At 73.7% G+C, this 25,367-nt stretch carries 18 protein-coding genes; 10 read left to right on the top strand and 8 right to left on the bottom strand.

Annotation, left to right across the window (positions count from 1 at the left end):
- Positions 1–93: 93 nt before the first annotated feature.
- The 3 genes from WMF12_RS31125 (at position 94) to WMF12_RS31115 (ending at position 3,718) form a co-directional block, all read left to right on the top strand.
- Complete coding sequence (locus tag WMF12_RS31125; RefSeq protein WP_437851225.1) at positions 94–936, top strand: homocysteine S-methyltransferase family protein; 843 nt, start codon at positions 94–96, stop codon at positions 934–936.
- A gap of 73 nt (positions 937–1,009) precedes the next feature.
- Positions 1,010–2,341: a glutamate--cysteine ligase gene (locus WMF12_RS31120; protein ID WP_437851223.1), complete on the top strand. Its 1,332-nt coding sequence runs from the start codon at positions 1,010–1,012 to the stop codon at positions 2,339–2,341.
- Between the two features lie 63 nt (positions 2,342–2,404).
- Positions 2,405–3,718 (top strand): hemolysin family protein, encoded by a 1,314-nt coding sequence (locus WMF12_RS31115; RefSeq protein WP_437851220.1) that lies wholly within the window; start codon positions 2,405–2,407, stop codon positions 3,716–3,718.
- Between the two features lie 1,721 nt (positions 3,719–5,439).
- Here WMF12_RS31115 and WMF12_RS31110 read toward each other — a convergent pair.
- Complete coding sequence (locus WMF12_RS31110) at positions 5,440–7,356, bottom strand: HEAT repeat domain-containing protein (protein WP_437851218.1); 1,917 nt, start codon at positions 7,354–7,356, stop codon at positions 5,440–5,442.
- Between the two features lie 189 nt (positions 7,357–7,545).
- Here WMF12_RS31110 and WMF12_RS31105 point away from each other — a divergent pair, with 189 nt between their 5' ends.
- The 5 genes from WMF12_RS31105 to WMF12_RS31085 all read left to right on the top strand — a co-directional run bounded on the left by WMF12_RS31105 (position 7,546) and on the right by WMF12_RS31085 (position 12,967).
- Positions 7,546–8,490 carry an XdhC family protein gene (locus WMF12_RS31105; RefSeq protein WP_437851216.1) on the top strand — a complete coding sequence of 315 codons (945 nt, stop codon included), beginning with the start codon at positions 7,546–7,548 and terminating at the stop codon, positions 8,488–8,490.
- The gene (locus tag WMF12_RS31100) at positions 8,487–9,125 is read left to right on the top strand and encodes a nucleotidyltransferase family protein (RefSeq protein ID WP_437740289.1); all 639 of its coding nucleotides are present in this window, start codon (positions 8,487–8,489) and stop codon (positions 9,123–9,125) included. Before WMF12_RS31105 ends, WMF12_RS31100 begins: the two co-directional genes overlap by 4 nt.
- Before the next feature lie 103 nt (positions 9,126–9,228).
- Positions 9,229–11,586, top strand: coding sequence for a xanthine dehydrogenase family protein molybdopterin-binding subunit (locus tag WMF12_RS31095; RefSeq protein WP_437851214.1), 2,358 nt, complete (start codon positions 9,229–9,231; stop codon positions 11,584–11,586).
- Positions 11,583–12,065 (top strand): (2Fe-2S)-binding protein, encoded by a 483-nt coding sequence (locus tag WMF12_RS31090; RefSeq protein WP_012238522.1) that lies wholly within the window; start codon positions 11,583–11,585, stop codon positions 12,063–12,065. The genes WMF12_RS31095 and WMF12_RS31090 overlap by 4 nt, the downstream gene beginning before the upstream one ends.
- Positions 12,062–12,967 (top strand): FAD binding domain-containing protein, encoded by a 906-nt coding sequence (locus tag WMF12_RS31085; RefSeq protein ID WP_437851213.1) that lies wholly within the window; start codon positions 12,062–12,064, stop codon positions 12,965–12,967. Before WMF12_RS31090 ends, WMF12_RS31085 begins: the two co-directional genes overlap by 4 nt.
- Here WMF12_RS31085 and WMF12_RS31080 read toward each other — a convergent pair whose 3' ends face one another.
- The gene (locus WMF12_RS31080) at positions 12,968–13,171 is read right to left on the bottom strand and encodes a hypothetical protein (RefSeq protein WP_437740285.1); all 204 of its coding nucleotides are present in this window, start codon (positions 13,169–13,171) and stop codon (positions 12,968–12,970) included. It abuts the gene before it with no gap.
- An 809-nt stretch (positions 13,172–13,980) separates the two neighbouring features.
- On the opposite strand from WMF12_RS31080, the gene WMF12_RS31075 reads away from it, so the two are divergent.
- Complete coding sequence (locus tag WMF12_RS31075; RefSeq protein ID WP_437851211.1) at positions 13,981–16,116, top strand: TonB-dependent receptor family protein; 2,136 nt, start codon at positions 13,981–13,983, stop codon at positions 16,114–16,116.
- 195 nt (positions 16,117–16,311) lie between these two features.
- Here WMF12_RS31075 and WMF12_RS31070 read toward each other — a convergent pair whose 3' ends face one another.
- The 3 genes from WMF12_RS31070 to WMF12_RS31060 form a co-directional block, all read right to left on the bottom strand.
- Entirely contained in the window at positions 16,312–17,799 is a 1,488-nt protein-coding gene (locus WMF12_RS31070; protein WP_437851209.1) for an HTTM domain-containing protein, read from the bottom strand.
- Complete coding sequence (locus WMF12_RS31065) at positions 17,786–19,225, bottom strand: imelysin family protein (protein WP_437851207.1); 1,440 nt, start codon at positions 19,223–19,225, stop codon at positions 17,786–17,788. Before WMF12_RS31065 ends, WMF12_RS31070 begins: the two co-directional genes overlap by 14 nt.
- A gap of 179 nt (positions 19,226–19,404) precedes the next feature.
- Positions 19,405–20,961, bottom strand: a complete 1,557-nt coding sequence (locus WMF12_RS31060) for a delta-60 repeat domain-containing protein (RefSeq protein ID WP_437851205.1) — start codon at positions 20,959–20,961, stop codon at positions 19,405–19,407.
- Between WMF12_RS31060 and WMF12_RS31055 the strand changes: the two genes are divergently transcribed.
- Positions 20,960–21,202, top strand: coding sequence for a hypothetical protein (locus WMF12_RS31055; RefSeq protein ID WP_437851203.1), 243 nt, complete (start codon positions 20,960–20,962; stop codon positions 21,200–21,202). The genes WMF12_RS31060 and WMF12_RS31055 overlap by 2 nt on opposite strands.
- Before the next feature lie 205 nt (positions 21,203–21,407).
- On the opposite strand, the gene WMF12_RS31050 is transcribed toward WMF12_RS31055, so the two are convergent.
- From WMF12_RS31050 to hisF, 3 genes are read right to left on the bottom strand one after another with little or no spacing between them, the layout of a single operon-like run.
- A complete protein-coding gene (locus WMF12_RS31050; RefSeq protein ID WP_437740280.1) occupies positions 21,408–21,791 on the bottom strand; it encodes a TerB family tellurite resistance protein in 384 nt (127 codons plus the stop codon).
- Positions 21,792–21,824: 33 nt separating this feature from the next.
- On the bottom strand, positions 21,825–24,515 hold the full coding sequence (locus WMF12_RS31045) for a hypothetical protein (protein ID WP_437851201.1): 2,691 nt from the start codon (positions 24,513–24,515) through the stop codon (positions 21,825–21,827).
- Positions 24,512–25,324, bottom strand: a complete 813-nt coding sequence (gene hisF, locus WMF12_RS31040) for an imidazole glycerol phosphate synthase subunit HisF (RefSeq protein ID WP_437851199.1) — start codon at positions 25,322–25,324, stop codon at positions 24,512–24,514. Before hisF ends, WMF12_RS31045 begins: the two co-directional genes overlap by 4 nt.
- Positions 25,325–25,367: the final 43 nt, after the last annotated feature.

The raw sequence follows: 25,367 nt of genomic DNA, 5'->3' as shown, positions 1-25,367 counted from the left end.
GCGCTCGAGGCCTCCACCTCTCGGCCTCCCGTAGGTCGTCCGCTCATCATCAGCGGCGATCCGCTCGCTTCGCTCCGTGGACGAGGCACCGCGGTGTCCTCCAACACCGCCCTCGGCCGGCTGCTCCGCGAGTCGCCGCGGGCGATCGCTGAGCTGCACGAGCAGGAGATCGCGCTGGGGATCGACGTGGTCCGGGCGCTCACGTCCGCGACGACGACGCGCGCCCTGGCGCCCATCGGCATGGCGTTCCGCGCCGCCGCGCTGACCGGAACCGCGGTCGAGCTCGCTACAGAGGCGGCGGGCGCGGCCGCGCGCCGCGTGGCGGTGGCGGGTATCCTGGGCCACACTGCTGCCGCGCCCATGGCCGACCGGATCGCGGAGGATTACGCCGTCCATGCGGCGAGGCTGGCGGCGGCCGGCTGCGAGATCCTCGTCGCGTGCGGCTTCGATCCAGCCCAGGCAGCGTGCGTCGGCCCCACGGTCGCGCGGCTCGCGCGCCGCGCGGCGGTGGTCAGCGCCAGCACGACGCAGCTGGCGACGTGGGCGCTCGTGGAGCTCGACGGCGCCGGGCGCACCGCCGATGGCGAGGGCTTCGAGGAGGTCGCCCGCTCAGCCCTCGACAGCGGCGCGGACGCGTTGCTCTTCGAGGTGCCGTCGGTCGAGCTCGGGCTCAACGTGCTCCGGCGCCTCGAGGGCGTCGCGCATGAGGTTCAGGTCGGCGTGCTGCTCGGCGCGGAATCTGTGCAGGCGGACGGTGCCGACCGCATCGCGCCCGCCGAGATCTGCGATGCTTGGGCGGCGTCGGCGGCGCGGCTCATCGAGGCGGGCGCGCGAATGCTCGGGGGAGGGACGGGGACAACGCTGGCGCACCTGGGCGCGCTCGCGAAGATGCTCCGTACGACGCAGCGCGCGCCCCTTCTCAGGCGCGCGCTCTAAGCGAGAACGAAACCCAACCGGAAACGTGATGATGGCCGATGCAAGCCACGGGAGTGAGTCGAAGTCTCAACCGTTGGAGACGTTTGACGATCTGCTGTTTCCCTTCCACGAAGCCACGAAGCCCGAGGCCCTTCACCGGATCGGCGCCGAGGCGGAGAAGTTCGGTGTCGATGCCAGGACAGGCGCTGCCATCCCGTACGAGGGCGAGCGGAGCGTCCTCAACATCCTTCAGGCGCTCGTCGAGCGGCACGGGTGGACACCCGAGCACGAGACCCTCGGTGGTCCGCTGATCGCGCTCGCCCGGGCTGGCGCCTCGGTGACCCTCGAGCCAGGCGGGCAGCTCGAGCTGTCCGGAGCACCCCTCGAGAACATCCACCAGATCTGTATGGAGATGAGCGGGCACCTCGCGGAGCTGCGCGACATCTCCGCCGAGCTCAAGCTGACCTGGCTCGGCATCGGGTTCCACCCCTTCGCGTCGCAAGCCGATCTCTCCTGGGTGCCCAAGGCGCGCTACGCGATCATGCGGCGCTACCTGCCGACGCGCGGCGCGCACGGCCTCGACATGATGCGCCGCACCGCCACCGTGCAGGCGAACTTCGACTACGCCAGCGAGGAGGCGGCGATGCGCGCGCTCCGCGTGTCGCTCCGGCTCTCCCCGCTCGTGACGGCGATCTTCGCCAACTCCCCGTTCTACGAGGGGGCGCTGTTCGGCGGGCGGAGCTACCGCGCCAAGGTCTGGCTCGACGTCGACGCCGCGCGGCAGGGGCTGATCCGCGACGTGCTCGAGCGCGGGCGCCGCTTCTCGGACTACGTCGCGTGGGCGGTCGACGCGCCGATGTTCCTCTTCAAGCGCGACGGCGAGGTGATCGAGAACACGGGGCAGACCTTCCGCGACTTCCTGAAGCACGGCTTCGAGGGGCACCGGGCCACCCGCGGCGACTGGGAGATGCACCTCAACACCCTCTTCCCGGAGGTCAGGCTGAAGCGGACCCTCGAGGTCCGCGGCGCAGACTCGCTGCCGGCCAACCTCGTCTGCGCGCTCCCGGCGCTCTGGGCGGGCATCCTCTACGACGCGCGCGCGCTCGACGAGGCCGACGCCCTGTCCGAGAGCTTCAGGTTCGACGAGCTCGAGGCCGTGCGCCCGAAGATCGCCGAGCGCGCGCTCCGCGCCACGTTCCGCGGCAAGCCGCTCGCGGCGCTGGCCGAGCGGCTCGTCTCGATCGCCTCGGGCGGCCTCGAGCGGCGCGCGCGCCTGAACAAGAACGGCAAGGACGAGCGCGTCCACCTCGATCGGCTCAGCGCGCTCATCGCCAGGGGGCAATCCCCGGCCGATGCTCTCGTCGATGGACTCAGCAACGACGACCCGGACCTGCGAAGCAAGATCCTCGAACGTGCGAGGATCTAGCCGCGGCTCGTCGCCGAGGAGGCGCGGGGCGGCGGGCGCGCCGGGGGGAGGACGTCGACCGGCATGACGTTCGTCTACCTCCTGGGCACCTTGCTCCTGGTGCTCCTCAACGCGTTCTTCGTCGCGTCCGAGTTCGCCATCGTCAAGATGCGGCCGACGCGGCTGGAGCAGCTCGTGCGCGAGGGGGACGCGCGGGCCCGGCTCGCGCTGCAGATGTCGCAGCGGCTCGACGCGTACCTGTCCGCCAACCAGCTGGGCATCACGCTCGCGTCCCTCGGGCTCGGCTGGATCGGCGAGCCGGCCATCGCCCAGCTCATCGAGCCGTTGCTCGCGCCGCTCGACGCCTGGTCGGGGGTCGGCGCGCACGCCATCTCCGTCGGCATCGCGTTCATCCTGATCACGTCGCTCCACACCGTGATCGGAGAGCTCGCGCCGAAGTCGCTCGCGATCCAGCGGACCGAGAAGGTTACGCTCTGGGCGGCGCGGCCGCTGCACGGGTTCTTCGTCCTGATGTGGCCGGTCATCTGGGTGCTCAACTCGATGGCGAACGGGTTCGTCCGCCTCTTCGGGCTCCGGCCTGTGGGCGAGGAGGAGTTCGCGCACACGTCGGAGGAGCTCCGGCTGCTCTTGACCAAGAGCCCCGCGGGGCTCGATCCGGCGCTGCGCAGCATGCTCGTGCGCATCTTCGATCTGCGCCGGCGCACGGCGAGGCACGTGATGTCGCTCCGCTCCGACGCGGCGACCCTGCGCGCGAACATGACGATCGACGAGGCGGTGCGGATCGTGGCCGACGCCGGGTACTCCCGGTACCCGGTGCTCGACGAGCAGGGCAAGAACGTGCTCGGCTACCTGCACCTGCGCGACCTGTTCGACGTCCTGAGCCACCGCCGCCGCGCGGCGCGCGTCGCCGAGCTGCTCCGCAAGCCGATCTTCGCGCGCGAGAACACCTCGGTCGAGCGCCTCCGCCTCGAGATGCAGGCGCGCCAGGTGCCGGTGGCGATCATCACGTCGGCCTCGGGCGAGTTCATGGGGCTCGTGACGATGGAGGACCTCATCGAGGAGATCGTCGGCGAGATCCGCGACGAGAACGACGAGGAGGTGCCGCCCATCCACCGCCGCGGCGGCGGCATCGTCGACGTCGACGGCCGCGTCCTGCTGACGGACCTGGAGCGCGACGGGCACATCGTGCTGCTGCCCGAGGTGAAGACCGTCGAGACGGTCGGCGGCTACATGCTCGGCCGGCTCGAGCACCCACCCGAGGCGGGCGAGCGCGTCGAGTGCGAGGGCTACACGCTCGTGGCGATGGATGTCGCCGGCCGGCGGGTACGGCGCGTCCGCATCGTCCCGACCGACGCGGCCGGGGGCGAGCGGTCATGACGAGCGCGGCTCCCCGCGCCGCGGATCCGCGCGCCAGCGCCGTCCGTCAGGGGCGCCGCCTCCGAGCGTTCGCGGCGAGGCGCGCACCCTGGAATCGGTCGCCCCGGGGACGAACGGCGCGCGGATCCAGGTACAAACTTCGGCGGACCGGTACTACCCTGGCTTCGTAAGTGGAAACGCTTGCAACTCGGATCTTGCGCGATGGCCCGCTGAACGAGCTCGACGCCGTCGGCTGGGCCATTCGTCTTGCGAAGCGGATCGAGGCGCTTCACGCCCTCGGCGTCGCGCACGGCGCCATCTCGCCGGAGTGCGTGCTCACGACCGCGGTCGATCGCACCTCGAAGGCGATCCTGGCCGACCTGCGCCAGACGCCGAGCCGCATCGCGTACCAGTCGCCCGAGCGGGTCGGGGGCGGGACGCTCTCGGCCGGCGACGACGTGTGGGCCATCGCGGCGACGCTCTACGAGGTGCTGACCGGGGCGAGCGCCTTCGGCGGCGGGAGCGACGCCGAGACGCGGCAACGGATCTCGAGCTCCTCACCGGCGCCGCTCGCCGTCTTCGACGTGGGCGACGACGATCTCCAGCGGGTCCTCGACGATGCGTTCCAGCGCGATCGCTCCGCGCGGACGACGAACGCCGCCGCGTTCCGGCGCGCTCTCGAGGAATGGCACCCCGATCCCGCGGTGCGCACGCTGCTCCCGCTCGACGACGAGGACGCGACGAATGACGAGGACGACGACGAGGTGCGCACGCTGATGCGGGTCTCGCCGTTCAGCTCGAGCCAGCTCGACGAGGTCATCGCGCAGCGCGCGGCGGCAGCGGCGGCTGGGCAACCGGCGCCGCCTCTCCCGGCCGAGCGCGCGCGGCCCCCGGCGGCGCAACCCGGCGCGCCGGCCCCCAGGCAGGGCGCCGCCCCGATCCCCAGGGCGCCCGCCGCGGCTCCGGCCGCGCAAGGGCGCGCTCCGGTCGCGCGAGCGCGCGTCCCGGGCGTGGGGGCGGTCCCGGTGACCCAGACGTCCGGCGACGCCCGTGAGGGCTCGGAGCCCAGGATGGCCGCGCGGGAGGCGACGCCCCTGAACCTCCGCGGGCCCGCTGGGCCAGCGGCCGCAGCGCCCGCGCGCTCCGGAGGAGCGGCGCCCGCCCCGCACCGCGCGCCCGACGCGGGGCGGCCCGCGCCAGGCGCGGCGCCGCCGGCTGGAGGGCCTCGAGAGCCGTCCGCGGTCGCAGCGCCAGCGCCGGCGTTCCCGGGGCGCGAGCGCCCGGACGCAGAGCCCGAAGCTGTCGCGAGACCTCAGCCCCGGAGCGGCGAGCTACCTTTCCTCGGCGATCTCGACGGGGACATGCTCGACGAGTCCACGCTCGATGCGCCCACGGTCGTCGACGACCGCGACGATGACGACGACGACGTCCCCACGCGGACGCGGGAGGCTCCCACGCCGGTCGTGCCGCCCCCGGTCGACGCGACGCCGACGCTCGGCGCGTCCCAGGCGCTCGCCGATGCGGCGGCGACAGGTCGCTCCGCTACGACGCCGCTCGAACGAGCCGCGGGGGCGCCCGCGGCCGCGTCGTTCACGAGGGCCGACGCGGGGGGCGGAGCGCTCCTCGGGCCGACCTCCGCCGCAGCCGGCGCGCTCAGCCCATCGCAGCAAGCCTCGGCGGCCACGCACGGCGCCGTCGCCGCGCAGCAGAGCGCGGCGCCCGCTCAGAGCGCAGCGCAGGGCTCAGCCGCGCCGGAGCCGTCGCCCCTCGGCACGGCCGACGGTTTCGGCCTGATCACCGACGTGCCGCCTGACCGCTCGGGGCGGCTCGGGATCATCATCGCGGTGGTGGTGGCGCTGCTCCTGGCGGGGGGGGCGATGCTGTTCGCCGCGCAGCTCGGCCTGCTGGGGGCCGCGCCCACCGCGCCCGGCAGGGGGGCGGTCGAGCCGGTCCCCGCGCTGGCCGTCGCGTCGATCGTGGCTCGCTCGCGGCCGGAGCGCCTCCTTGTGGAAGCTCTGGATCTGCGCGTCGAAGCCGCCCATGTCCACGCGCAGGAGCGTCTCGGGCCGGAGGCCTGAGCGGCGCGCGACGGCCTCGGTCCGCGCGGGGAACGGCGAGATCCACACCATCCTGCCGCCCGGCGCGAGCGCGCGCGCGGCGCCCTCGACGAAGCGGTCGAGCATGGCGTCGAGATCTCCCGTGCGCTCGACGCGCCGCCCGAGGGGCGGGTTCGTCAGGATCAGCGTGGGCGCCTCGCCCGGGGGCGGCGCGCCGCCCGCGTCGCGCTGGAGGAGCTCCGCGCCCCGCGCGCCCGCGGCGTCGAGGTTCTCGCGCGCGATCTGCAGGGCCCGAGGATCGCGATCCGAGCCCACGAGCCGCCGGTACGGTCCGAGCAGGGCGCGCTCGCAGAGCTCGAGGCCCGAGCCGACGAACGGATCCCAGACGACGTCGTCGCCGCGCGCCCCCGCGATGCGCGCGAGCGCGGCCGCGATCGTCGGGTGCGACGCCGCGGGCACGTCGCCCCGGCGATACGCGAACCGTGGGTCGGGCAGGCGCGGCGCGAGCTCGACCCGCACCCGGCCCGCGCCCTCGTAGACGACCACGTCCCACGTGCTCTGGGTCGGATCGTTCACGAGCTCCGGGGCCTCCGCCTCCACGGCCGCCGCGGCGCGGAACACCGCTGCCCGGCGCTTGCCGCCGCCGGCCCAGTCGATGCGGTAGCGGATCGCGCCCTGGGTGAAGCGGCGCAGGATCTCGCGCGCCTCCCGCGAGAGCAGCCGCTCCGCGACCGCCGCGGCGAGGTCGGCGCCCTGGTCGAGCTTCCGCAGCGGCAGCGGGAACGCGAACGACAGCATCGTGCGCGCCCCGAACAGGACGTCGAGGCGGCCGCTCAGCACCGCCTCGACCCGCGCGCCGCCGCACGGATCGCTCCGGAGCTCGGGGACGAGCGCCCCGCCGGGAGAGTCCGCGTCGAGCGCCGCGAGCTCCTCGGCGAGGATCGCCTCGAGCCCGCGCCGGCAGCGCACCGCCACCCGGAGGGGGCGCTCCGGCGCGCGATCGCCGGCGATCTCGGACGGCTCGCCGCGCGTGAGGGTCCTCCTGGCCAGGAGCTCGGCGCGCGCGCGCACGCCGGCGATGTCGTCGCCGTCGAGCTCGGCCAGCGCCTCGAGCGCGGCGCCGCCGCCCACCTTGCCGAGCGCGTCGATCAGCGCGCGGCGAACGTCGGGCGAGCGCTCGCTGCGCGCCGCCTCGGCGAGCGCCTGCTCGACGAGCGCTCGCCCGGCGTCCGCCGCGGGCGGCTTGCCGAGCGCCACCGCCGCCATGCGGCGCGTGCGGCGATCGTCGTCGCCGAGGCAGGCGAGCAGGTAGTCGCGCGCCCGCTCCGAGACCTCGGGATCGATCGGCCCCGCGGCCATCAGCTTGCCGACGAGCCGGGTGAGCGGCGCGCGTAGCGCCGGCGGCGCGCCGGCCGCGCGCTCGAGCGCGGCGGGCAGCGCCGCAGCGCCAGCGCGCCGCAGCGCCCGCTCCGCCAGCTCGGCGGGCTCATCGGCCGTCTCGAGCAGATCCATCAGGGCGGCGAAGTGGCGGCGGCCCGGCGTGAAGCCCGGATCGGAGAGGGCGCGCTGGAGGTCGGGGTCGAGCGTGGCGGGGGGGGTCATCGTGGCTTGTAACTCCGCGTATTTATGTGGATCCCGGCGGTCACAGCGGGCCGGGATCTCGGGGGACGCCTGCGCCGCTCTCCGAGCGCGCTCGACTTTCGCGACAAGCGCGGCGTTCCAGCAAGCTCTTTCGGCGCCGGGGCTCTCGGCGCTCTCGTTTTCGGTCGCCGGGTCGCTAGAGTCTCAATCATGCCGGATCTGAGCCAGGTCATCCCGAGGACGGCGTTCCCGCACGACGTGCTTCGGGCGGCCCTGGACGCGCTCGAGGCGGGGCGGCGGGTGGTGCTCGCCTCGGTGGTGGCGCGGCACGGCTCGGCGCCGTCGACGCCGGGGCAGAAGCTCTGCCTCTTCGACGATCTCACCGCGATCGGCACGATCGGCGGCGGCGCCGTCGAGCGGGCGGCGCTCGGCATCATGGGGCGCGCGCTCGACGAGCTCGCCAGCGCGCCGAAGCTCGAGACGTTCCGCCTGGGCCCGACGCTGGGCATGTGCTGCGGAGGCTCGGTCGAGGTGCTCATCGAGCCGATGCTGCCCGCTGTGCACGTCCTCGTGATCGGCGCCGGGCACGTGGGCGCGTTCGCCGCGCCGCTCCTCGCGTCGCTGGGCTTCCGCGTGACCCTCTGCGACACGCGCGCCGCCGCCGCCGACCCCGCCCGCGTGCCGGCGGCGGCGCCGCTCGCCCGCGCGCCGTCGGCGTACGACGATGCGCCGCGGGATCTCGCGCCGGCGCCGGGGGAGCAGGTGCGGCTCGTGCTCGCCGAGCACGACGACCCGGAGGTGCTGACGGGCCTGCCGAGGGAGCTCGGCGAGGCGGCGGCGCTCGTGATGACGCACGACCACGCCCTCGATCAGGAGGCGCTCGCGTGGGCGCTCGCGCGCGGCTTCGGGTACGTGGGCGGCGTCGGGAGCCGCGCGAAGGCCGCGCGAACGCGCGCGCGGCTCGAGGCGAAAGGGGTGCCGGAGGGCGACGTCGCGCGGGTCAGGATGCCGGTCGGCCTCGACATCGGGGCGCGCACGCCGGCCGAGATCGGCGTCGCTCTGGCCGCGGAGCTCGTCGCGTGGCGCGCGGGGCGGCAGCGCGCTCGATGGTCATCGGCCGGCACGACGTCCGCCGGAGAGGAGCAGGCTGGATGAATCGAGTGACCACGATCGTGCTCGCCGCGGGCGCGGGCAAGCGGCTCGGGGGGCCGAAGGCGCTCCTGGCCTGGCCGTCATCGACGAAGGGCGGGGCCGAGCGGCCGCTGGCGATCGCGCACGCGGAGGCTCGCCTCTCGGCCGAGAGCGCGCGGGTGCTCGTGGTGGTGCGCAGCTCCGTCTTTCACGCGCTGCTGGCCCATGTGCAGCCGGGCATCGACCTGGTCTCGTGGTCCGCGCCGGACGACCTCGGGCCGGCGGGCTCGCTGGCCGTCGCCGCGCCGCGCATCGGCGACGCCGACGCCGTCATCGTGACGCCGGTCGACGTGCCCCCCGCGCGCGCCGCGACGGTGGCGCGGCTGCTCGCCCGCCTCGAGGCGGGCGCCTCCTCGACGACGCCGCCGCTCGCGGTGCGGCCGCGGCACCTCGGCCGCGGCGGGCACCCGGTGGTGCTGCGCACCGAGGCGCTCCAGCGCTACCTGGAGGCCGATCCACCGCCGCTCCGGGATCACCTGAGGGCGCTCGGCGACAGGTGCGTCGACGAGGAGGTGGACGATCCAGGGGTGCTGCACGACCTGAATGTGCCGGTCGACGTGATCCGCGTGCTCGGGGGCCCGCCGCGCTTTCTCGCCTGAAGGCGGCCGGCGATCGTCCCCCTGCGCGGGTCACGCCGCGCGGCGCGCGCGGGTCGACGCGTCCCGGGGGACCGGGCTATCGTCGGTGAGGAGGAGCATACGAATGGCGACGAGCCCTCCAGCGTCAGCGAGCACCGTGGGGAGCAGCGTGCCCCGTACGGACGGCCCTCCCAAGGTCACGGGGGCGTCGCGCTACGTCGACGACATCCCGGCGATGCCGGGGGAGATCTTCGGGCGCACCGTGCGGAGCCCCGTGCCCCGCGGGATCCTGCGGGGAGTGCGGCTCGACCCCGCGTTCGACTGGAGCGACGTCACCGTCGTGCTCGCCGAGGATGTCCCGGTCAACGTGGTTGCGCTGATCCTGGACGATCAGCCGATCCTCGCGACCGGAAAGGTGAACCACGCCTACGAGCCGATCGTCCTGCTCGGCTGCGCGGACCGGCTGAAGCTCGCGCGGGCGGTCCAGGCCGTCGCGCTCGACATCGATCCGCTGCCGCCGGTGCTCGACGCGCGCGCCGCGCTCGATGGCGGGGAGATCATCTGGGGCGCCGACAACGTCATCAAGCGGTACCTCATCACGAACGGGCGCGCCGACGCCGCGCGGGAGCGCGGCGAGGCGAGCGAGGCCGCGATCGACGCGGCGCTCGCGCGCTGCGAGGTGGTCGTCACCGGGACGTACGCCTCGCACCACCAGGAGCAGCTCTACATCGAGCCGCAGGGGGTCATCGCCTGGTGGGACGAGGCCGGCGCGCACGCGACGGGCTCGATCCAGTGCCCGTTCTACGTTCACAAGGCGTTCCTGAGGGCGTTCGGGCTCCCTCCCGATCGGATCCACATCACCCAGTCGGTGACGGGGGGCGGCTTCGGGGGCAAGGAGGAGTACCCGTCGATCATCGCGCTCCACGCGGCGCTGCTCGCGAGGAAGAGCGGCCGCCCGGTGCGCATGATCTACGACCGGACGGAGGACATCGAGGCGACGACGAAGCGCCACCCGGCGTCCTGCGAGATCACGAGCGGCTGCGATCGCGACGGCGCGCTGCGCGCGCTGAAGGTCCGGATCCTCATGGACGGCGGCGCGTACGCGACGCTGACGCAGGTGGTCCTGTCGCGCGGCACCCTCCACGCCGCGGGCGCCTACCGCTGGGACGACGTGTGGATCGAGGCGACCGCCGTGGCCACGAACACGCCGCCGAACGGCGCCTTCCGCGGCTTCGGCGCGCCGCAGACGATCTGGGCTATCGAGCGGCACCTCGACCGCGTCGCGCGGGAGCTCGGCTGCGATCCGCTCGATCTGAAGGCGAAGAACGTGCTTCGCCCCGGCGACTCGACCGCGACGGGGCAGGTGCTCCGCGTGAGCGTCGCGGGCGAGGAGTGCATCACGCGGGCGATCGCGGCGAGCGGTTACCGGCAAAAGCGCGCGGCCGGGCCGGTCGTCCGCGGGCGCGTGGCGCGCGGGATCGGGCTCTCGGTGTTCATGCACGGCGCGGGCTTCACCGGGTCGGGAGAGCGCTACTACAAGGGAAAGGTCGCGCTGGATCTCGCGCCCGGAGGGCGGCTCCGCATCCGCACGGCGTCGACGGACATCGGCCAGGGGACGGAGACGGTGTTCCGGCAGATTGCCGCGGACGCGGCGGGGCTGCCGCTCGATCGGATCGAGTTCGCGGTGCCGTGCACGACGACGGTGCCCGACTCGGGCCCCACGGTGGCGTCGCGCACGGTGATGGTCGTCGGCTCGATCGTCGAGGCCGCAGCGCGGGAGCTGGCGAGCCGCGTGCGCGCGGAACAGGCATCGGCGCAGGAGCCGCGCGCCGTAGGGGAGGGCGGCGCGGGCGCCGCGGCGGGGCCTCCGGCGCTGAGCTTCGAGGAGGCGGCCGACCGGCTGCTGGCGCGCGAGGGCCAGGTGACGTCGCTCAAGCAGTATGAGCCGCCGAGCTATGTGCGCTGGGACGACGAGGCGTACAAGGGAGACGCGTACCCGTGCTTCGGCTGGGCGTGCGACGTGGTCGAGGTCGAGGTGGACCTCGACACCTTCGAGGTGACGGTCGTCGACTTCTGGTCGGCCACCGACGTGGGCAAGGCGATCCACCCGGTGATGTGCAAGGGGCAGATCGAGGGCGGCAGCCTCCAGGCGATCGGCTGGGCGCTCTCCGAGGAGATCGTCTGGCAGGGCGGCAAGATCAAGAACCCGCGGATGACCAACTACATCATCCCGACGTCGCTCGACGCGCCGCCGTTCCATGTCGTGCTGGTCGAGGAGCCGTTCCCGTTCGGCCCGGGCGGCGGGGCCAAGGGCATCGGCGAGATGCCGATGGATGGCGGCGCGCCCGCCGTGGCCGCGGCGGTCGAGCACGCGACGGGGATCGCCGCGTGCGCGCTGCCGCTCACGCCGGAGCGCCTGCTCGAGGCGGCGCGGGGCGCCGCGGCGCCCCGCCCTTCGGCGGGGGGAGGGGAGCGTCTATGAAGGTATCGCTCGTCGTCAACGGCTCGCCGCGCGAGGTCGATCTGCCGCCGCTCTCGCGGCTGCTCGACGCGCTCAGGGGCCCGCTCGGGCTCACGGGCACGAAGGAGGGGTGCGCGGAGGGCGAGTGCGGCGCGTGCACGGTGCTGCTCGACGGCGACCCCGTGAACGCTTGCCTCGTCGCGATCGGGCAGTGCGAGGGGCGGCACGTGACGACGGTCGAGGGCCTCGCATGCGCCGGACATCTGTCGCCGCTGCAGCGCTGCTTCGTCGAGGAGGGGGGCGCGCAGTGCGGGATCTGCACGCCGGGCATGCTGCTCTCGGCGGAGGCGCTGCTCGCGCGGAGCCCGGATCCGTCGGAGCTCGAGGTGCGCGAGGCGCTCGCTGGCAACCTGTGCCGCTGCACCGGGTACCAGCGGATCGTCGAGAGCGTCCGCGCAGCCGCCGCGCTGCGCCGCGGCGGGGGAGGGGCGGCGCCGTGAGCCTCGCCGATCTGCGCCTGTTCGAGATGCGGCACGTCGCCGGGCTCGGTCCGCTGTGCGAGATCGTGGCGGAGCGGGCCGCGCTCGGCGCGCCGGTCACGCTCCTGGCCGGCGGCACCGACTGGGTCGTCGAGCAGGAGCTCAGGCCTCCGCTCGATGTCGCGGCAGGGAGCCCGGCGGCGCCGCTCGTCGTCGACGTGTCCCGGCTCTCGGAGCTGCGAGGCATCTCGCTCTCCGGCGACACGCTCCGGGTCGGCGCCGCGACGACGTACCTGGAGATGCTCCGGAGCGACGCCATCGCCGCGCGGGCGCCGCTCCTCGCGCGGATGAGCCGCGACGTGGGCGCGGTGCAGATCCAGGCGCGCGGCACGCTCGGCGGCAACCTGGCCACGGCGTCGCCGGCCGCCGATGGCGTCGCCGCGCTCGCCGCCTACGACGCGACCGTCGTGGTGAAGAGCGTCCGCGGGGAGCGGCGCATCCCGATGAGCGCCCTGCAGACAGGCTACAAGCGCACGTCGCGCGCGCCGGACGAGGTGATCGTCGCCGTGGAGATCGCGTTGCCGGCGCCCGGGTCGCCCTGGTACTGGCGCAAGATCGGCGCGCGACGGGCGCAGGCGATCTCGAAGGTCGCGCTCGCGGGCGTGGCCGAGGTGCGATCCGGGCGCGCCGCGCGGCTCGGGCTGGGGATGGCGTCGGTCGCGCCGACGACGGCGCTCCTGCCGAGCGTGCGCGCGCTCAGCATGTCCCGTCCGCTCGCCGAGCTCACCGCGGCGGAGATCGACGCGGCGGTCGCGCAGGACATCTCGCCCATCGACGACGTGCGCTCGACGCGCGCCTACCGGGAGCACTGCGCTTGCGGGGTGGTGCGGGAGCTCCTTCGGCAGCTCGGCGCGCCGGTATGATCATTCCATCCAGTCGAGCTGCGCGGCCTCGGGCCTCCGGCTGCGCCCGCCGGGGAATGTCGGCCGCTCGTACGCTGGCGGCGGGAGCGGAGGTTCCGCGTCCATGTCGTGGCAGCGCGCGCATCGCCGCGGGGTGGTGGTGCCGGCCTGGAAGATGGTGACGCAGCCGCAGGCTGGGCAGATCATGCCGATGTCGTAATTCATGAGCACTCCTCGACGACGAACGCTCCGGGGCGGTCCGAGCGGCGGGAAGATGCGCTGAAGGGGCGACGTGGTTGCGACGGCGCGGCAACATCGCGTGGAAGCTTCGGCCCTGCGGGGCAGCCCATCGGAGGCGCGTCGTCGAGAAGCCCGTCCTCTTCCATTCCCATTCCGAACGCGCTCCTGCGCCTGATTCCATGCCGAACGCGCTCCTGCGCCTGAGAACGAGGCGGCCTCTCTCGGACCGGCGGAGGCCTTCTGTGGCTGCGCGGACGGCGGTGCACGCTCCTTGTCGTCTGCGCTGCCGTCTGGCGTGAGCGCACGTCGGCCTGCGCTGTTCAAGGGCTACTCGATGTTGACTTTCATTTGTAGTAGGCCCCTGATGACCGCGAGTTCGACACGCCGCGAGCCCACCGAGCTCGCGATGCGGTGTGATTCGGTGGATTAGTAATACATATTACATGTCAACGCAGACCCGTCCCTTCCGGGCCCGTCTCGGGCTCGCTGTTCCCGTGCTTCTGATCACCGTGGCCGGGGTCGCTCATGCGCAGTCTCCTGAACCGAGCGCGGAGGCCCCGGGGGATCCAGCGATGCCGGGAGCGCCTCCGGGCACGGGAGCGCCGGCGGCGGGCCGGGACGCACCTGCACCGGCGCCGGCGGCACCTCCCGGCGATGCGCCGGCGGCACTTCCCGGCGATGCGCCGGCGGCACCTCCCGGCGATGCGCCGGCGGGGGACCAGGATGCTGCTGCGCCAGCGCCGGCGGCGGCTCCCAGCGCTGCGCCGGCGGCACCCTCCGGCGATGCGCCGGCGGTGAATCATGAAGGCGCTGCACCGGCGCCGGCGGCGCCTGCCGGCGACGCGCCGGTGGAGGTGACGGTCGCGGGCACGCGCGTGACGCGGACCGCGGGCTCGGCTCATGTGATCAAGAGCCGCCAGCTCGAGCGCTTCGAGCACGACGATCCCCACGCCGTGCTGGTCAGCGTTCCCGGCGTGTACGTGAGGGGCGAAGACGGGCTGGGCCTGCGGCCGAACATCGGTGTTCGCGGCGTCAACCCCGATCGCAGCAAGAAGGTGACGCTCATGGAGGATGGCGTCCCCATCTCTCCTGCGCCGTACTCCGCGCCAGCCGCTTATTACTTCCCGCTCATCACCCGCATGTCGAACCTGCGCGTGATCAAGGGGCCAGGGGCCATCGCCTATGGCCCGCAGACCGTGGGTGGCACCGTGGATCTCGTCACCCGCTCCGCCCCGTCGCTCGCGTCGGGCGCGCTCGATCTCGCGCTGGGCCAGTACGGCTACGGCAAGGCGCACGCCTATGTCGGGACGAGCGACGGTCAGATGGACTTCCTCGTCGAGGGCGTGCACCTGCGGAGCGACGGCTTCAAGGAGCTCCCGAGCGGCGCGGACACAGGGTTTTACCGCAACGAGGTGATGGTCAAGGGCAGTTACCTCGTCGACCCGGCCGCCCGCATCAAGAACGAGCTCCGCCTCAAGCTCACCTACTCGGAAGAGCTCTCCAACGAGACGTACCTCGGCATCACGGACGGGGACTTCGAGGAGGACCCGCTCCGCCGTTACGGGGTGACCGCGCTCGACCGCATGCGCAACCACCGCACCGCGGTCGCCGTGACCCACGTGATCGAGCCGTCGCGCGATCTGTCGGTGACGACGACCGTGTACCGGAACGACTTCTCGCGCGTGTGGCGCAAGGTGAACGGCTTCCGCGGGGCCAACCTGTTCGACGTGCTCGCCGCCCCGGACACGCCGCAGAACGCGGTGTACTACGCCGTGCTGACCGGGCAGCTCGACAGCTCGACGCCGGGCGAGGCGCTGCTCATCGGCCCCAACGAGCGCGACTTCGTGTCGCAAGGCGTGGAGACCCGCGTCCGCTGGAACGTCGCCACGGGGCCCGTCTCGCACCGCGTCGAGTACGGCCTGCGCCTGCACCACGATCGGGTCGAGCGCCGCCACAGCGAGAACGGGTTTCTCGTGCTCGGCGGCGCGCTCGTGCCGGACGGCGGACCGACCGTCGTGACCCAGTTCAACGAGGCATGGACCGAGGCGGTCGCGCTCCACGCGAGCGACGCGATCACCTGGAGAGCGCTCACGGTGACGCCCGGCGTCCGGATCGAGCTCATGCGCTCTGCCCTCGTGGATCGCGCGGCGGGGCGCGAGCAAACGCGGCTCGCGCAGGCGCTCCTGCCCGGCGCCGGCGCCTACCTTGCGCTCACCGAGGCGCTCGGCCTCCTGGCCGGGGCCTACCGAGGATTCAGCCCCCCGGCCCCGGGGAGCGACGAGCACGTCGAGCCCGAGCTCAGCGTGAACTACGAGGGCGGCGCTCGCTTCGCCGACGGGCCGCTGCGCGCGGAGATCATCGGCTACTTCAACGATTACTCGAACATCACGGATGTCTGCACGCTCTCCAGCGGCTGTCTCGACGCGGATCTCGATCGCCAGTACGACGCGGGCGAGGCCCGGATCTACGGAATCGAGGCGTATGCGGAGCACGAGGTCCCGCTCGGCCAGCTCAAGCTGCCGATCACCGGGGCCTACACGCTCACCCGCACCGAGTTCCTCTCGAGCTTCGCCTCGGACGACCCCATCTTCGGCCGCGTCGTGGAGGGAGACGAGATGCCCTATGTCCCGCGGCACCAGGCGAGCCTCTCGGTCGGGGTCGAGCACGAGCGCGCCGGCGTCGCCGTGGGCGCCACCTACATGTCCGCCATGCGGGAGAAGGCCGGCAGCGAGCCCATATCCCGGGCGCTCGCCACCGACGAGCAGCTCCTCTTCGACGCGAGCGCCAAGGTGCGTGTCGTCGGGCCGCTCGTGCTCTACGCGAACGCGCGGAACATCCTCGGCTCCCAGTACATCGTGTCGCGCCGGCCCTTCGGCGCCCGGCCGAACGCGCCGCGCTGGATCCAGGTCGGCGCCAAGGCATCCTTCTAGAGCGGCGGTCACCCGCTTCGGATACGGGCCCACCTCGACGTTTTCGGTGCTCAGCGCACTCGAGTGCGCTTGCGCGCCGAAAACGCCGATCTGGGCCCGTCTCCTGTGCGGGTGACCGCCGCTCTGCGCTGCATGTAGGAGAGGCGGGCGGAAAGCGCTGTAGAGCGGGGCGCCCGACGTGGACGCGCGCGTCGATCAGAGCGGGCGGATGTGGGGGGGAGGCCCCTCTGGAGCTGGAAGGATGTAGGGCGCCGGGCCGAGGCCGTCGCGGACCGCGGCGAGATCGACGCCGGGATCGATGAGGCGCGCGATGCGGCGGCCGTTGAGCGAGACGAGGGCGTCGGCGCGCACCTCCACCGGCCCGCGGCCGCGGCGCTCGAAGTCCTCGCCGATGTGATGGGAGAGCTGCAGGATGAGATCGGGCTGGCCCGCCATCTCGCGCTCCTGCAGGCGCGTCAGGTACTCCCGCGGGCTCACATGCCATGTCCGGCCGGTCTGCCTGCTGCGGACGATGAAGGTGACGCTCCCGTTCTTCTCGCGCACCATCACGCGCCAGGAGAAGCGCATCCCCTGCTCGTGCCAGCGCACGTTGCCGCCGTACGCCAGGAAGCGGAGCGGCATCGCGAGCTGAACCGCGCAGTACGCGGCGCCCAGCGCGAGCCCGAGGGCGCGCAGCGATCGCGAGGGCGGCGCCGCCGGGAGGAGGGCGGGGTCGTCTGTGGGCGCTTGCGGCGCTTGCGGCGCGTGCGGCGCGCCGGCGCCACCGTGGGCGGGGAGCGCGCGCGCTCGGAGCCGGGAGAGGAGCCGCCGGGGCCACTCCGGGGGGAAGAACACGAGCGCGGAGAGGACCATGATCACCGGGAACATCCCGATCGGAAACAGCGAGCGCGTGACGACGTGGAACAGGATCACCGCGGCGTACGCGAAGGGGCGGAGCCTCCGGCAGAGGAGAAACCAGACGACGCTGGTGTCGAACAGGAAGCCCGCCCAGCTCATGAGCGGCGCGGCCCACGGGTGCGTGAAGAGCGGGCCGAGGACCGGCATGTCCGTGCGCGAGCCGAGCCAGATGCGGAGCGGCTGCGCGTGCAGGAGCCAGTCGGCGTGGGCCTTCGCGAGCCCCGCGAACGTGTACACGATGCCGACCTGGAAGCGCAGCAGGTAGAGCCACGCAGCGGAGACGGAGCGCTCGCTGCGCCGCGAGAGCAGCGCGTCGATGGACCAGGCGCGGTGCGCCGGCGACGCCGCGAGCAACAGGCCCAGCAGGCTCGCCAGGTAGTAGTGGTTGAGGTACGTCGTGACGTCGATGACCTGCAGGTAGGTGAAGCCGGCGACGAACAGGGGCGCCGCGACGCGGAACATGAAGCCGAGGGCGAGCGCCAGGGCGAGCGCCGCGAGCGCCCAGAACAGGGCGTGCATCCCGGCCGGCGAGAGCGGCTCGACCCACGCGAGGCCCCAGTACTTGAAGTGAAAGCTGGGCCTGACGAAGAACTCGTCGATCCAGCCATACGCGATGAAGCGCGCCATGCTCACGCACATCGTGAGCCCGAACAGGGCGCGGAACGCCGCGAGCCAGGCGATGTCGATCGGGCGAAACAGCGCTCGATGCAGCGCCGCGGCCGCGCGCGACCACGCCGCCGCGAGCCCCAGGGGGCCCGCGCGGCCAGAGGGCTCAGTCGTTGTCACCTTCCGACGACTGGGGCAGCTCGAGGTTCAGCGCGCTGACGAACTCCGTCTTGAGCAGGTCCGTCAGGGCCTTCACGGCGGTGTAGACCGACTCGACCTTCGCCCGGTCGGTCGAGAGCGCCTGCTCCAGCGGCAGGTCGAGCGCGTCCACGGCCGACTGGGCTCCCGACAGCGCCTGCAGCATGCGATCGGCGAGATCGGCCGAGTCGACCGCGCGCAGCCAGTCGTCGAACCCGACGCCCTCGCCGCCCTCGCCGCAGCCCTGGAACAGGCGCCGGAAGCCGCGCAGGTTGGCCCGGATGTGCGCCGCCGAGGCGAGGGCGAAGCGGGACTCGAGCGCCTCCGGGCAGGTGGGCGTGACGCAGTCCTCGGTGAAGCCGAGCGGGCGCCCGAGCTTCCAGTCCTTCAGCTCCTTCTCGACATAGAACATCGCGTCGCTCACCGCGTTGAGCGCGTCCTGCTCGGTCGCGAAGACGGGGCTCCCTTGGCCGGCCTGGATGAGCTTCTCCCGGAAGCTCCCCGCCTCGGGCGCCCATGCGCGCGCGAGCGCGCCCGCCTGGGCGAGCACGTCCGCGGCCGCCGCGGCGGCGTAATCGGCCTTGCGCTGCGCGAGCTCTCCCGCGCCGAGCGCCGCCCAGGTGCGGTTCGCGTTGATGGGCGAGTACTGCGAGCAGGCGTTGTCGCCGCCGCCGTAGAAGACGAGGTACTCGAGCGCCGCGAGGCCGCGCCCGTTGATGAGCGACGAGGAGAAGCTCGGCTGCGCATAGGCGCGGCTCACGATCTGCTCCTCGATCTTGCACCGGCTCACGAGGGGCCAGGAGTAGATCTGATCCCGGAGGTCCTGTCCTCCGGGCTGCGTGGAGCTCGCCGCGGGGCCGAAGCGGAAGAGCTCCACCTCCTGCCAGACCGCCATGGCGGCGAGCCAGGCGCCGCGCGCGGCGGCGGCGCTCGGCTCGCCCGGGCCGCGGGCGAGGGCCGCGGCGCTCTCGTGCAGCGCGCGCGCCTGCGCCTCGAACTCGCAGGCGCGGTTCAGCGCGCAGTCCGCCGCTGCGGTGATCAGCTTGGCCTTGCTGAAGGGGCCTTCCGCGACGGGGACCGGGGGGCACACGTCGCCGGGGGCCGGCTCGCCGCCCCCCGCGCCCCCTGCGCCCCCCGCGCCAGCGGTCGTGGCGATCGTGGAGGAGGCCGCCGTGGTGCTCGTGGCGCCGCTCCCGGTCGACGGCACGGGTGCGGACCCGCCGCTGCCTGGCGGCTGCGCGACGCCGGGCCCCGCGCCCTGGCCCGTATAGACCACCTCGTCCGGGGGCGGCTTGCGGCACCCGGCGGCCGCGGCGACGCCGACGAGCGACAGCAGGAGCGCTGTCGAGAGGCGGCGGCCCGCCCTCTCGCTCCGGGCGCGGTTCATTGTCGGCCTCACGCTGTTCATGCTGCCTCTCCGAGATACGGGCGCTCGCCCGGGGCCCGCCGGCGTCGCGGCGGCCCCGAGCTCGTTTCGCGCGAGAATCGTCCGTCGTACCCTGCCCGTCAACACGGAGGGAGCGCTCCCCCGCCTGTCAGCGCGGCGCGGCGGGGGGCGCCTCCCGGCGCGCGTCGGTCGTGTGAGCGTCAGTCCCTCTGCGCCGGGACCGGCAGCAGGACCAGCGTCGCGTCGTCGTCCTCGGGACCGTCGCTGTCGGACCGGTACCCGGCGGCCACGAGCCATGCGCCGTTCGGCGACAGCGCGACGCCGTAGAGCGAGTCGTCGGGGCGATCGAAGCTGTAGCGCCGGTATCCGTTCGGATCGAAGCGCGTGTCGAGCGCGCCGTTCTTGTCGAACAGGGCGATCATCCCGTCGACGTTGCCCGTCGCGGGGGTGGCGCTCCCGACCATCACGACGCGATCGTCGGGCAGGGCGAGGAGGTTGCGACCGCGGTCGTTGTCGCCGGCCACGTCGAGCAGGACGCCGCCGCCCACGCCCCAGGAGGGGTCGAATCCGCCCGTGGCCGTGACGCGGAAGGACACGAGATCCACGGCCCCGCTCTCCTCGGAGCGCCCGTATCCGGTGGTCACGTACTTGCCGTCCGACTGGCGAGCCGCGCCGTAGGCCTCGGCCATGCCGAGCGGGAACGGCGCGAGCCTCACGACGCCGTCCGACGAGAAGGTCGTATCCGGGGTGCCGTCCTGGTTCAGCCGCAGCAGCACGATCTGGTTCCTGCCGCCCACGCTCGTGTAGCCGGAAGAGAAGATCTTGCCGTCGGCCTGCACGAACCCGTTGCGCGGGTTGTCGCCCAGGTTCAGCCCGTCGACGTCGAGCGTGTGGACGCCCTCCGTCGCGAACGTGGTGTCCAGGGCGCCGTTCGCGGTGAGCCGCACGATCGCGCGATCCCGATCGGCGCGAGCCGCCGCCTTCCTGCTGGCGAAGAGGACCAGCCGATCGCTCGCGTCGCGGTCGACGCCCCAGAGCAGATCGCCCGTGTTGCCCTCGCCGGCGCCGAGATCGTGGATGGCGATGCCCTCGGTGCCGAAGGTCGTATCCAGCGTGCCGTTGCTGTTGAACCGCACGACCGCGAGATCCGCGTCCGACGGCGTGGCGCTCGGGTCGTGCTCGACCTGGCCGGCGAGCACGATCTTCCCGTCCGACTGCAGGACGATGCCGCGCGCGGTCTCCGTTGTCTTGCCTGCGACCACGTTGACCCTCGCGACCCCGTTCGTGCCGAAGGTCGGGTCGAACGAGCCATCGGTCTTGAAGCGCGCCACCGCCATGTACGTGTCGCCCGCCACGGCCACGTGCCCAGCAGCGTAAGCTCTGGACTCGGCGTCGAACGCGACGGCCCAGAAGCGGTCGTCCGTGGCTTCGTCGAGCGCCACGACCCCTGCGAATCCGGTCGACCAAGGCTCCTCGCCGGTGTCGCTGCCGCCGGTACCGCCGCCCTCGCCAGCGCCGCCGCCGCCTGTGTCGCTGCCGCCCGTGCCGCTGCCGCCGGTGCCGCCGCCCTCGCCGGCGCCGCCGCCGCCGCTGCTGCTCGTCGAGGGAGCGCCGCCAGCGCCGCCGCCCCCGGAGTTCGCTGAGTCGTCGGAGTCGTCTCCGCACGCAGCCACTCCGCCGAGCAGCACGCACCAGGAAAGTCCGAACGTCGCGAGCACGGTCCGCTGCGCGGACAACCAGGTTCTCTTCACAGGCATGGTCGGCAATCCCTTCATGAACATGAAAATGAAAGTCGTTATCTTTATTGGATATAATCTTGCATGCCGTCCACGCTGTCAAGAGATTCTGCTGTCGCTATCCCGCCAAGGCCTTTCCTCGCTGGAAATGCCGCCTGGAGGTGAAGGTGTGGAGATGGTGCGGTGGGTGGGGGAAGCGCGGCGTGTGACGCGCCTTTGCGCCTTTGACGATGCCCGCATTGCGCCGCGCGACGCTGTCTGAGACACCTCGCGCGCGGGCAGCCTGCTCGGCGATCGATGACCGCTCGGCGCGCCGTATCGGCGGAGCGACTTCGCCTGGAGGGTCGGTTTCCTTCCGGAGCACGGAGGATCGCGGCCGGCCGGCCGGAGAGGGCGGCCGGCCGAGGTCGCATCGGGAGTCCCGGCGGCGGCCGGGCCAGCGGCGTTCGGGCGCCGCGCAGGCTGCGTCAGAGCAAGGTCAGGAGGCGTCGGGCGCGGGCCTCGGCCGCCTGGATGATCTCCGCGGACTCCGGCTCGGGGAGCTCGAGCTTCTTGGTCAGCGCGGCGATGTACTGCTTCTCCGCGTCGTGCTGCTCGCCGTCGACGAACGTGAGCAGCACGGCGTGCTGCAGCAGCGCGCGGCGGTCGTCGCCGCCGAGCTCGCCGAGCGGCACGTCGTCCAGGGTCCTTCGCTGGGAGGCGTAGGCGCGGATCTCCTTCGCCTGGTCCTCGTTCGCCTCGAACGCCGCGATCAGCCCCTCCACCATCTCGCGCTCGGCCTCGTGGAACTCGCCGTCCGCCCACGCCACGCTCACGAGCGACTTCACGATCGCCATGCTCTGCTCTTGCATGACGACGAGTGTCGTCGCTCCCCCGGGGCAACGTCAATCGTGAGGGGAGGGCGTCCTCGCCTCGGCGCGCGGGACGATCTGGAGCGCCCCCCGTGCGAGCGGCTCCGTCAGCGAGGCGAAGACCTCCGGCCGCAGCGTTCCAGCGAGCCCGGCGCAGAGCAGGGCGAGCGCGAGGAGCGCAAGCCACAAGGACAGACCTCGCCGGCGCGGGGCCACCAGCGGCACAGGCGGCCTGCTGCCGTCGTCCATCAGGGCGACCGGAGCGGATCCGGGCGTGGCGCGCTCGGATGCAACGGGGCTCAGCGCCCCGGCGAGCGGCGGGCGCGCGCCGGGGATGGCGCGCGCGGAGGTGCCGGAGACAGCAGCGACCGGCGGCGGCGTGAGGGTGAGGTCGAGGCCAGCGAGCGCCTTCATGCTGCGCGCCGCGCGGCGCTGCGCGCTGTGCTCGGACTGCGCGACGAAGCGCGCGACGAGCTCGTCGACCCGGGAAGCGCCTGCACCGACGCCATCCGCGGGAGGGCGCGCGCTCCGGGATCGCCGCGAGGCGTTCCACACGATCGCATCGATGGGACCGAGCTCCGCCGGGCACGGCGTCTCTTGCGGCTCTGCGTCGGCGGGAGGCTGCGCTGATGCTGCATCCGCGGGCGCGAGGTCAGCGGGGGGCTGCTCGGGAGCCAGATCGGCGGGCGGCTGCTCGGGAGCTGCTGCGTCTGCGGGCAGTTCCTCGGGAGCCAGATCGGCGGGCGGCTGCTCGGGAGCTGCGTCTGCGGGCGGCTCCTCCGGAGCCAGAACAGCGGGCGGCTGCTCGGGAGCTGCGTCTGCGGGCGGCTCCTCCGGAGCCAGAACAGCGGGCGGCTGCTCGGGAGCTGCGTCCGCGGGCGGCTCCTCCGGAGCCAGAACAGCGGGCGGCTGCTCGGGAGCTGCGTCTGCGGGCAGTTCCTCGGGAGCCAGAACAGCGGGCGGCTGCTCGGGAGCTGCGTCCGCGGGCGGCTGTTCGGGAGCCAGATCAGCGGGGGGCTGCTCGGGAGCCAGATCGGCGCACGGTTCCTCGGGAGCTGCTGCGTCCGCGGACAGTTCCTGGGGTGCTGCGTCCGCGGGCGGCGCGCCGGCGTGCGCGGTTTCCGGACCGTCGGCCTCCGCCGCCAGCAAGGCCTCGATCGGCGCGGCCGGAGCCGTCGGGGGCGGCGCGGCCGGAGCGTCGTCGTCGCGCTGCGCCGGAAGGGGCCAGGGCAGCGTGTGACGCGCTGCTGGTGTCTCATCGAACGGCGCGACGGCCGGTCGAGGAACCGCGGGCACGGCGAGGTGTGCCCGACGAACGAGCGGCCAGGCGCCATAGGCCGGTGTGACCTGGAGCGCCGCGTCCGCCGCCATGAACTGGATGGCGGGCGCGCGCGACGTCTCGATGAACTCCGGGACCTCGCTCACGCTGGCAGGCGCGTCCGCCAGGTGCGAGAGCACGGCCCCGTCGGCGGCCTCCCTCTCCTCCCAGACGGCCATGGCCACGGTCGGCGTCGGCTCCTGCGAGAGCGGCGCGACCTCGGCGGGATCCGGGGAGAGCTCGACGAGGATCGAATCGGTCGGCGTCGGTTCCCGGGAAGACAGCGCGACGGCGGCGGGAGCAGGGGAGAAGTCGACGAGGAGCACCTCGATCCCCTCGGGGCTCGTGAGCGCTTCGCTGCAGGCAGAGGAGCCGCCGACGACGAGCGATGGCGCGGGCACGGGCCGCGCTTCTTCAGGAGCGATCTCCGCCGCCGCGCGCGCGAGCGGCGCCACCGGCGCGATCGTCCGAGCAGGCTCGATGAGCTCCGGGATGACCGGGATCTCGGCCGGCGCTGCGGCCCCATGGAGCTCAACCACCGCCTGCACGACGGTCGGGGTCGGCTCCGGCAGCGCCTCGACCTGCTCGCCGGCGTGCGCAGGCGCCGACGGGTTCTCGGGACACGGCGCGACAGCTACCGCCCCGGCAGCATCGCCTGCGCTCGCAGGCGCCGGGAGCGCCACCCCGGCGATTGCACACGCGACGAGCCCGGGGCTGAGCGTGAGCTCCACGACCGCAGGTGCGACCGGGCCGGGGCTGAGCGTGAGCTCCACGATGGGATTCGGCAGCGGGGCAGCGGGGGCGTCGCCGCGCGCGGCAGCGGGGGCGTCGCCGCGCGCGGCAGCGGGGGCGTCGCCGCACGCGGCAGCGGCGGTCGCATCGCGCCGCGCTTGCTCCGCTTGCGGCGGCGGCATCTCGTCCGCTTCCGGCGCCGCAGGCTTCGCCTGGACCTCCGGGCGCGGGCGCCTCAGCCGACCGGCCTCCTTGGCGCGCAGCGTCTCACGGGCGAGCCGCGCCAGCGCCCGCCGGGCGGCGTTGCGGTTCACCGGGATCAGCGCGGCCTCGAGCTCCCGCGCGACGGCTTCCGGGTCCTGCTCGTGCGCGGGGCGCGGGCGCGCCGTCGCCGTGAGGTTGGGCATGCTGCCAGCGGACACGGCGAGGAGCCGGGCGAGCAGGTCGCGGAGCAGCCGCGCGGCCTCGGCCGGCGCCACCGCGTCGCCGCGCGTGCGCACCGTGACGGTGCCCTCGGTCGTGAGCAGCACCGCGCGATCGTCGAGCCTGAGGGGCAGGCGCGACGTCGCGTCGCTGACGGCGAGCGCGAGGTAACCCGAGGTCTCCGGCACCAGCGAGGCGCTCCGCGCGTGCGCCGCCGCGACGACCTCCTCCAGCGTGACGCAAGCGCTCACGAGCGCCCCCGGCCCGCCGCGTCGCCCGGCCCGCCCGCGCGCGCCGGCCTGACCGGCACCCCCGCCGCCTCGAGGTACGCCTTCGCTTCGCCGATCGTGTACTCGGCGTCGTGGAAGATCGACGCGGCGAGCGCGGCGTCGGCGCCGCCCTCGACGAGGCCGGCGCGCAGGTGATCCAGCGTCCCGACGCCGCCCGAGGCGATCACCGGGACCGGCACGGCCCGCGCGATGGCGGCGGTCAGCAGGAGGTCGTAGCCGTCCCGCGTGCCGTCGCGGTCCATGCTCGTGACGAGCAGCTCGCCCGCGCCCGCCCGCGCGATCTCCTCGGCCCACGCGACCGCGTCGCGCCCCGTGTCCCGACGGCCGCCGTGGGTCACCACCGTCCAGGCCACGCGCGAGGGATCCGCGATCCGGCGCGCGTCGATCGCCACGACGATCGCCTGCGCACCCCAGCGGTCCGCGGCGCGCCGCACGAGGTCGGGATCGTTGACGGCGGCCGTGTTGATCGCGACCTTGTCCGCCCCCGCGTCGAGGAGCGCCTTGATGTCCTGCTCGGACTTGACGCCGCCTCCGACCGTCAGCGGCGTGAACAGCACCTCCGCCGTGCGCGCCACGACGTCGAGGATGATGCCGCGCTTCTCGTGCGACGCGGTGATGTCGAGGAACGTGATCTCGTCCGCGCCCTCGGCGTCGTAACGGCGGGCGGCCTCGACGGGATCGCCGGCGTCCCGCAGCCCCACAAAGCGGACGCCCTTCACGACGCGGCCGTCCTTGACGTCGAGGCACGGGATGATGCGCTTCGCGAGCATACGTCCCGCGTTAGCCTACCTGCCACGCCAGGGCCAACTGTTG

It is taken from the genome of Sorangium sp. So ce363 (assembly GCF_051520435.1).
GTDB classification, from domain to species: domain Bacteria; phylum Myxococcota_A; class Polyangia; order Polyangiales; family Polyangiaceae; genus Sorangium; species Sorangium cellulosum_B.
The sequence above is the reverse complement of the archived record's forward strand: the minus strand, read 5'-3'. Positions and strand labels throughout refer to the sequence as shown.

Excerpts from the sequence above, each read along its gene's own strand:
- WMF12_RS31115 (WP_437851220.1), top strand. The coding sequence starts at position 2,405 with ATGACGTTCGTCTACCTCCTGGGCACCTTGCTCCTGGTGCTCCTCAAC.
- WMF12_RS31110 (WP_437851218.1), bottom strand. The coding sequence starts at position 7,356 with ATGACCCCCCCCGCCACGCTCGACCCCGACCTCCAGCGCGCCCTCTCC.
- WMF12_RS31105 (WP_437851216.1), top strand. The coding sequence starts at position 7,546 with ATGCCGGATCTGAGCCAGGTCATCCCGAGGACGGCGTTCCCGCACGAC.
- WMF12_RS31100 (WP_437740289.1), top strand. The coding sequence starts at position 8,487 with ATGAATCGAGTGACCACGATCGTGCTCGCCGCGGGCGCGGGCAAGCGG.
- WMF12_RS31095 (WP_437851214.1), top strand. The coding sequence starts at position 9,229 with ATGGCGACGAGCCCTCCAGCGTCAGCGAGCACCGTGGGGAGCAGCGTG.
- WMF12_RS31090 (WP_012238522.1), top strand. The coding sequence starts at position 11,583 with ATGAAGGTATCGCTCGTCGTCAACGGCTCGCCGCGCGAGGTCGATCTG.
- WMF12_RS31080 (WP_437740285.1), bottom strand. The coding sequence starts at position 13,171 with ATGAATTACGACATCGGCATGATCTGCCCAGCCTGCGGCTGCGTCACC.
- WMF12_RS31065 (WP_437851207.1), bottom strand. The coding sequence starts at position 19,225 with ATGAACAGCGTGAGGCCGACAATGAACCGCGCCCGGAGCGAGAGGGCG.
- WMF12_RS31055 (WP_437851203.1), top strand. The coding sequence starts at position 20,960 with ATGGTCGGCAATCCCTTCATGAACATGAAAATGAAAGTCGTTATCTTT.
- WMF12_RS31060 (WP_437851205.1), bottom strand. The coding sequence starts at position 20,961 with ATGCCTGTGAAGAGAACCTGGTTGTCCGCGCAGCGGACCGTGCTCGCG.
- WMF12_RS31050 (WP_437740280.1), bottom strand. The coding sequence starts at position 21,791 with ATGCAAGAGCAGAGCATGGCGATCGTGAAGTCGCTCGTGAGCGTGGCG.
- hisF (WP_437851199.1), bottom strand. The coding sequence starts at position 25,324 with ATGCTCGCGAAGCGCATCATCCCGTGCCTCGACGTCAAGGACGGCCGC.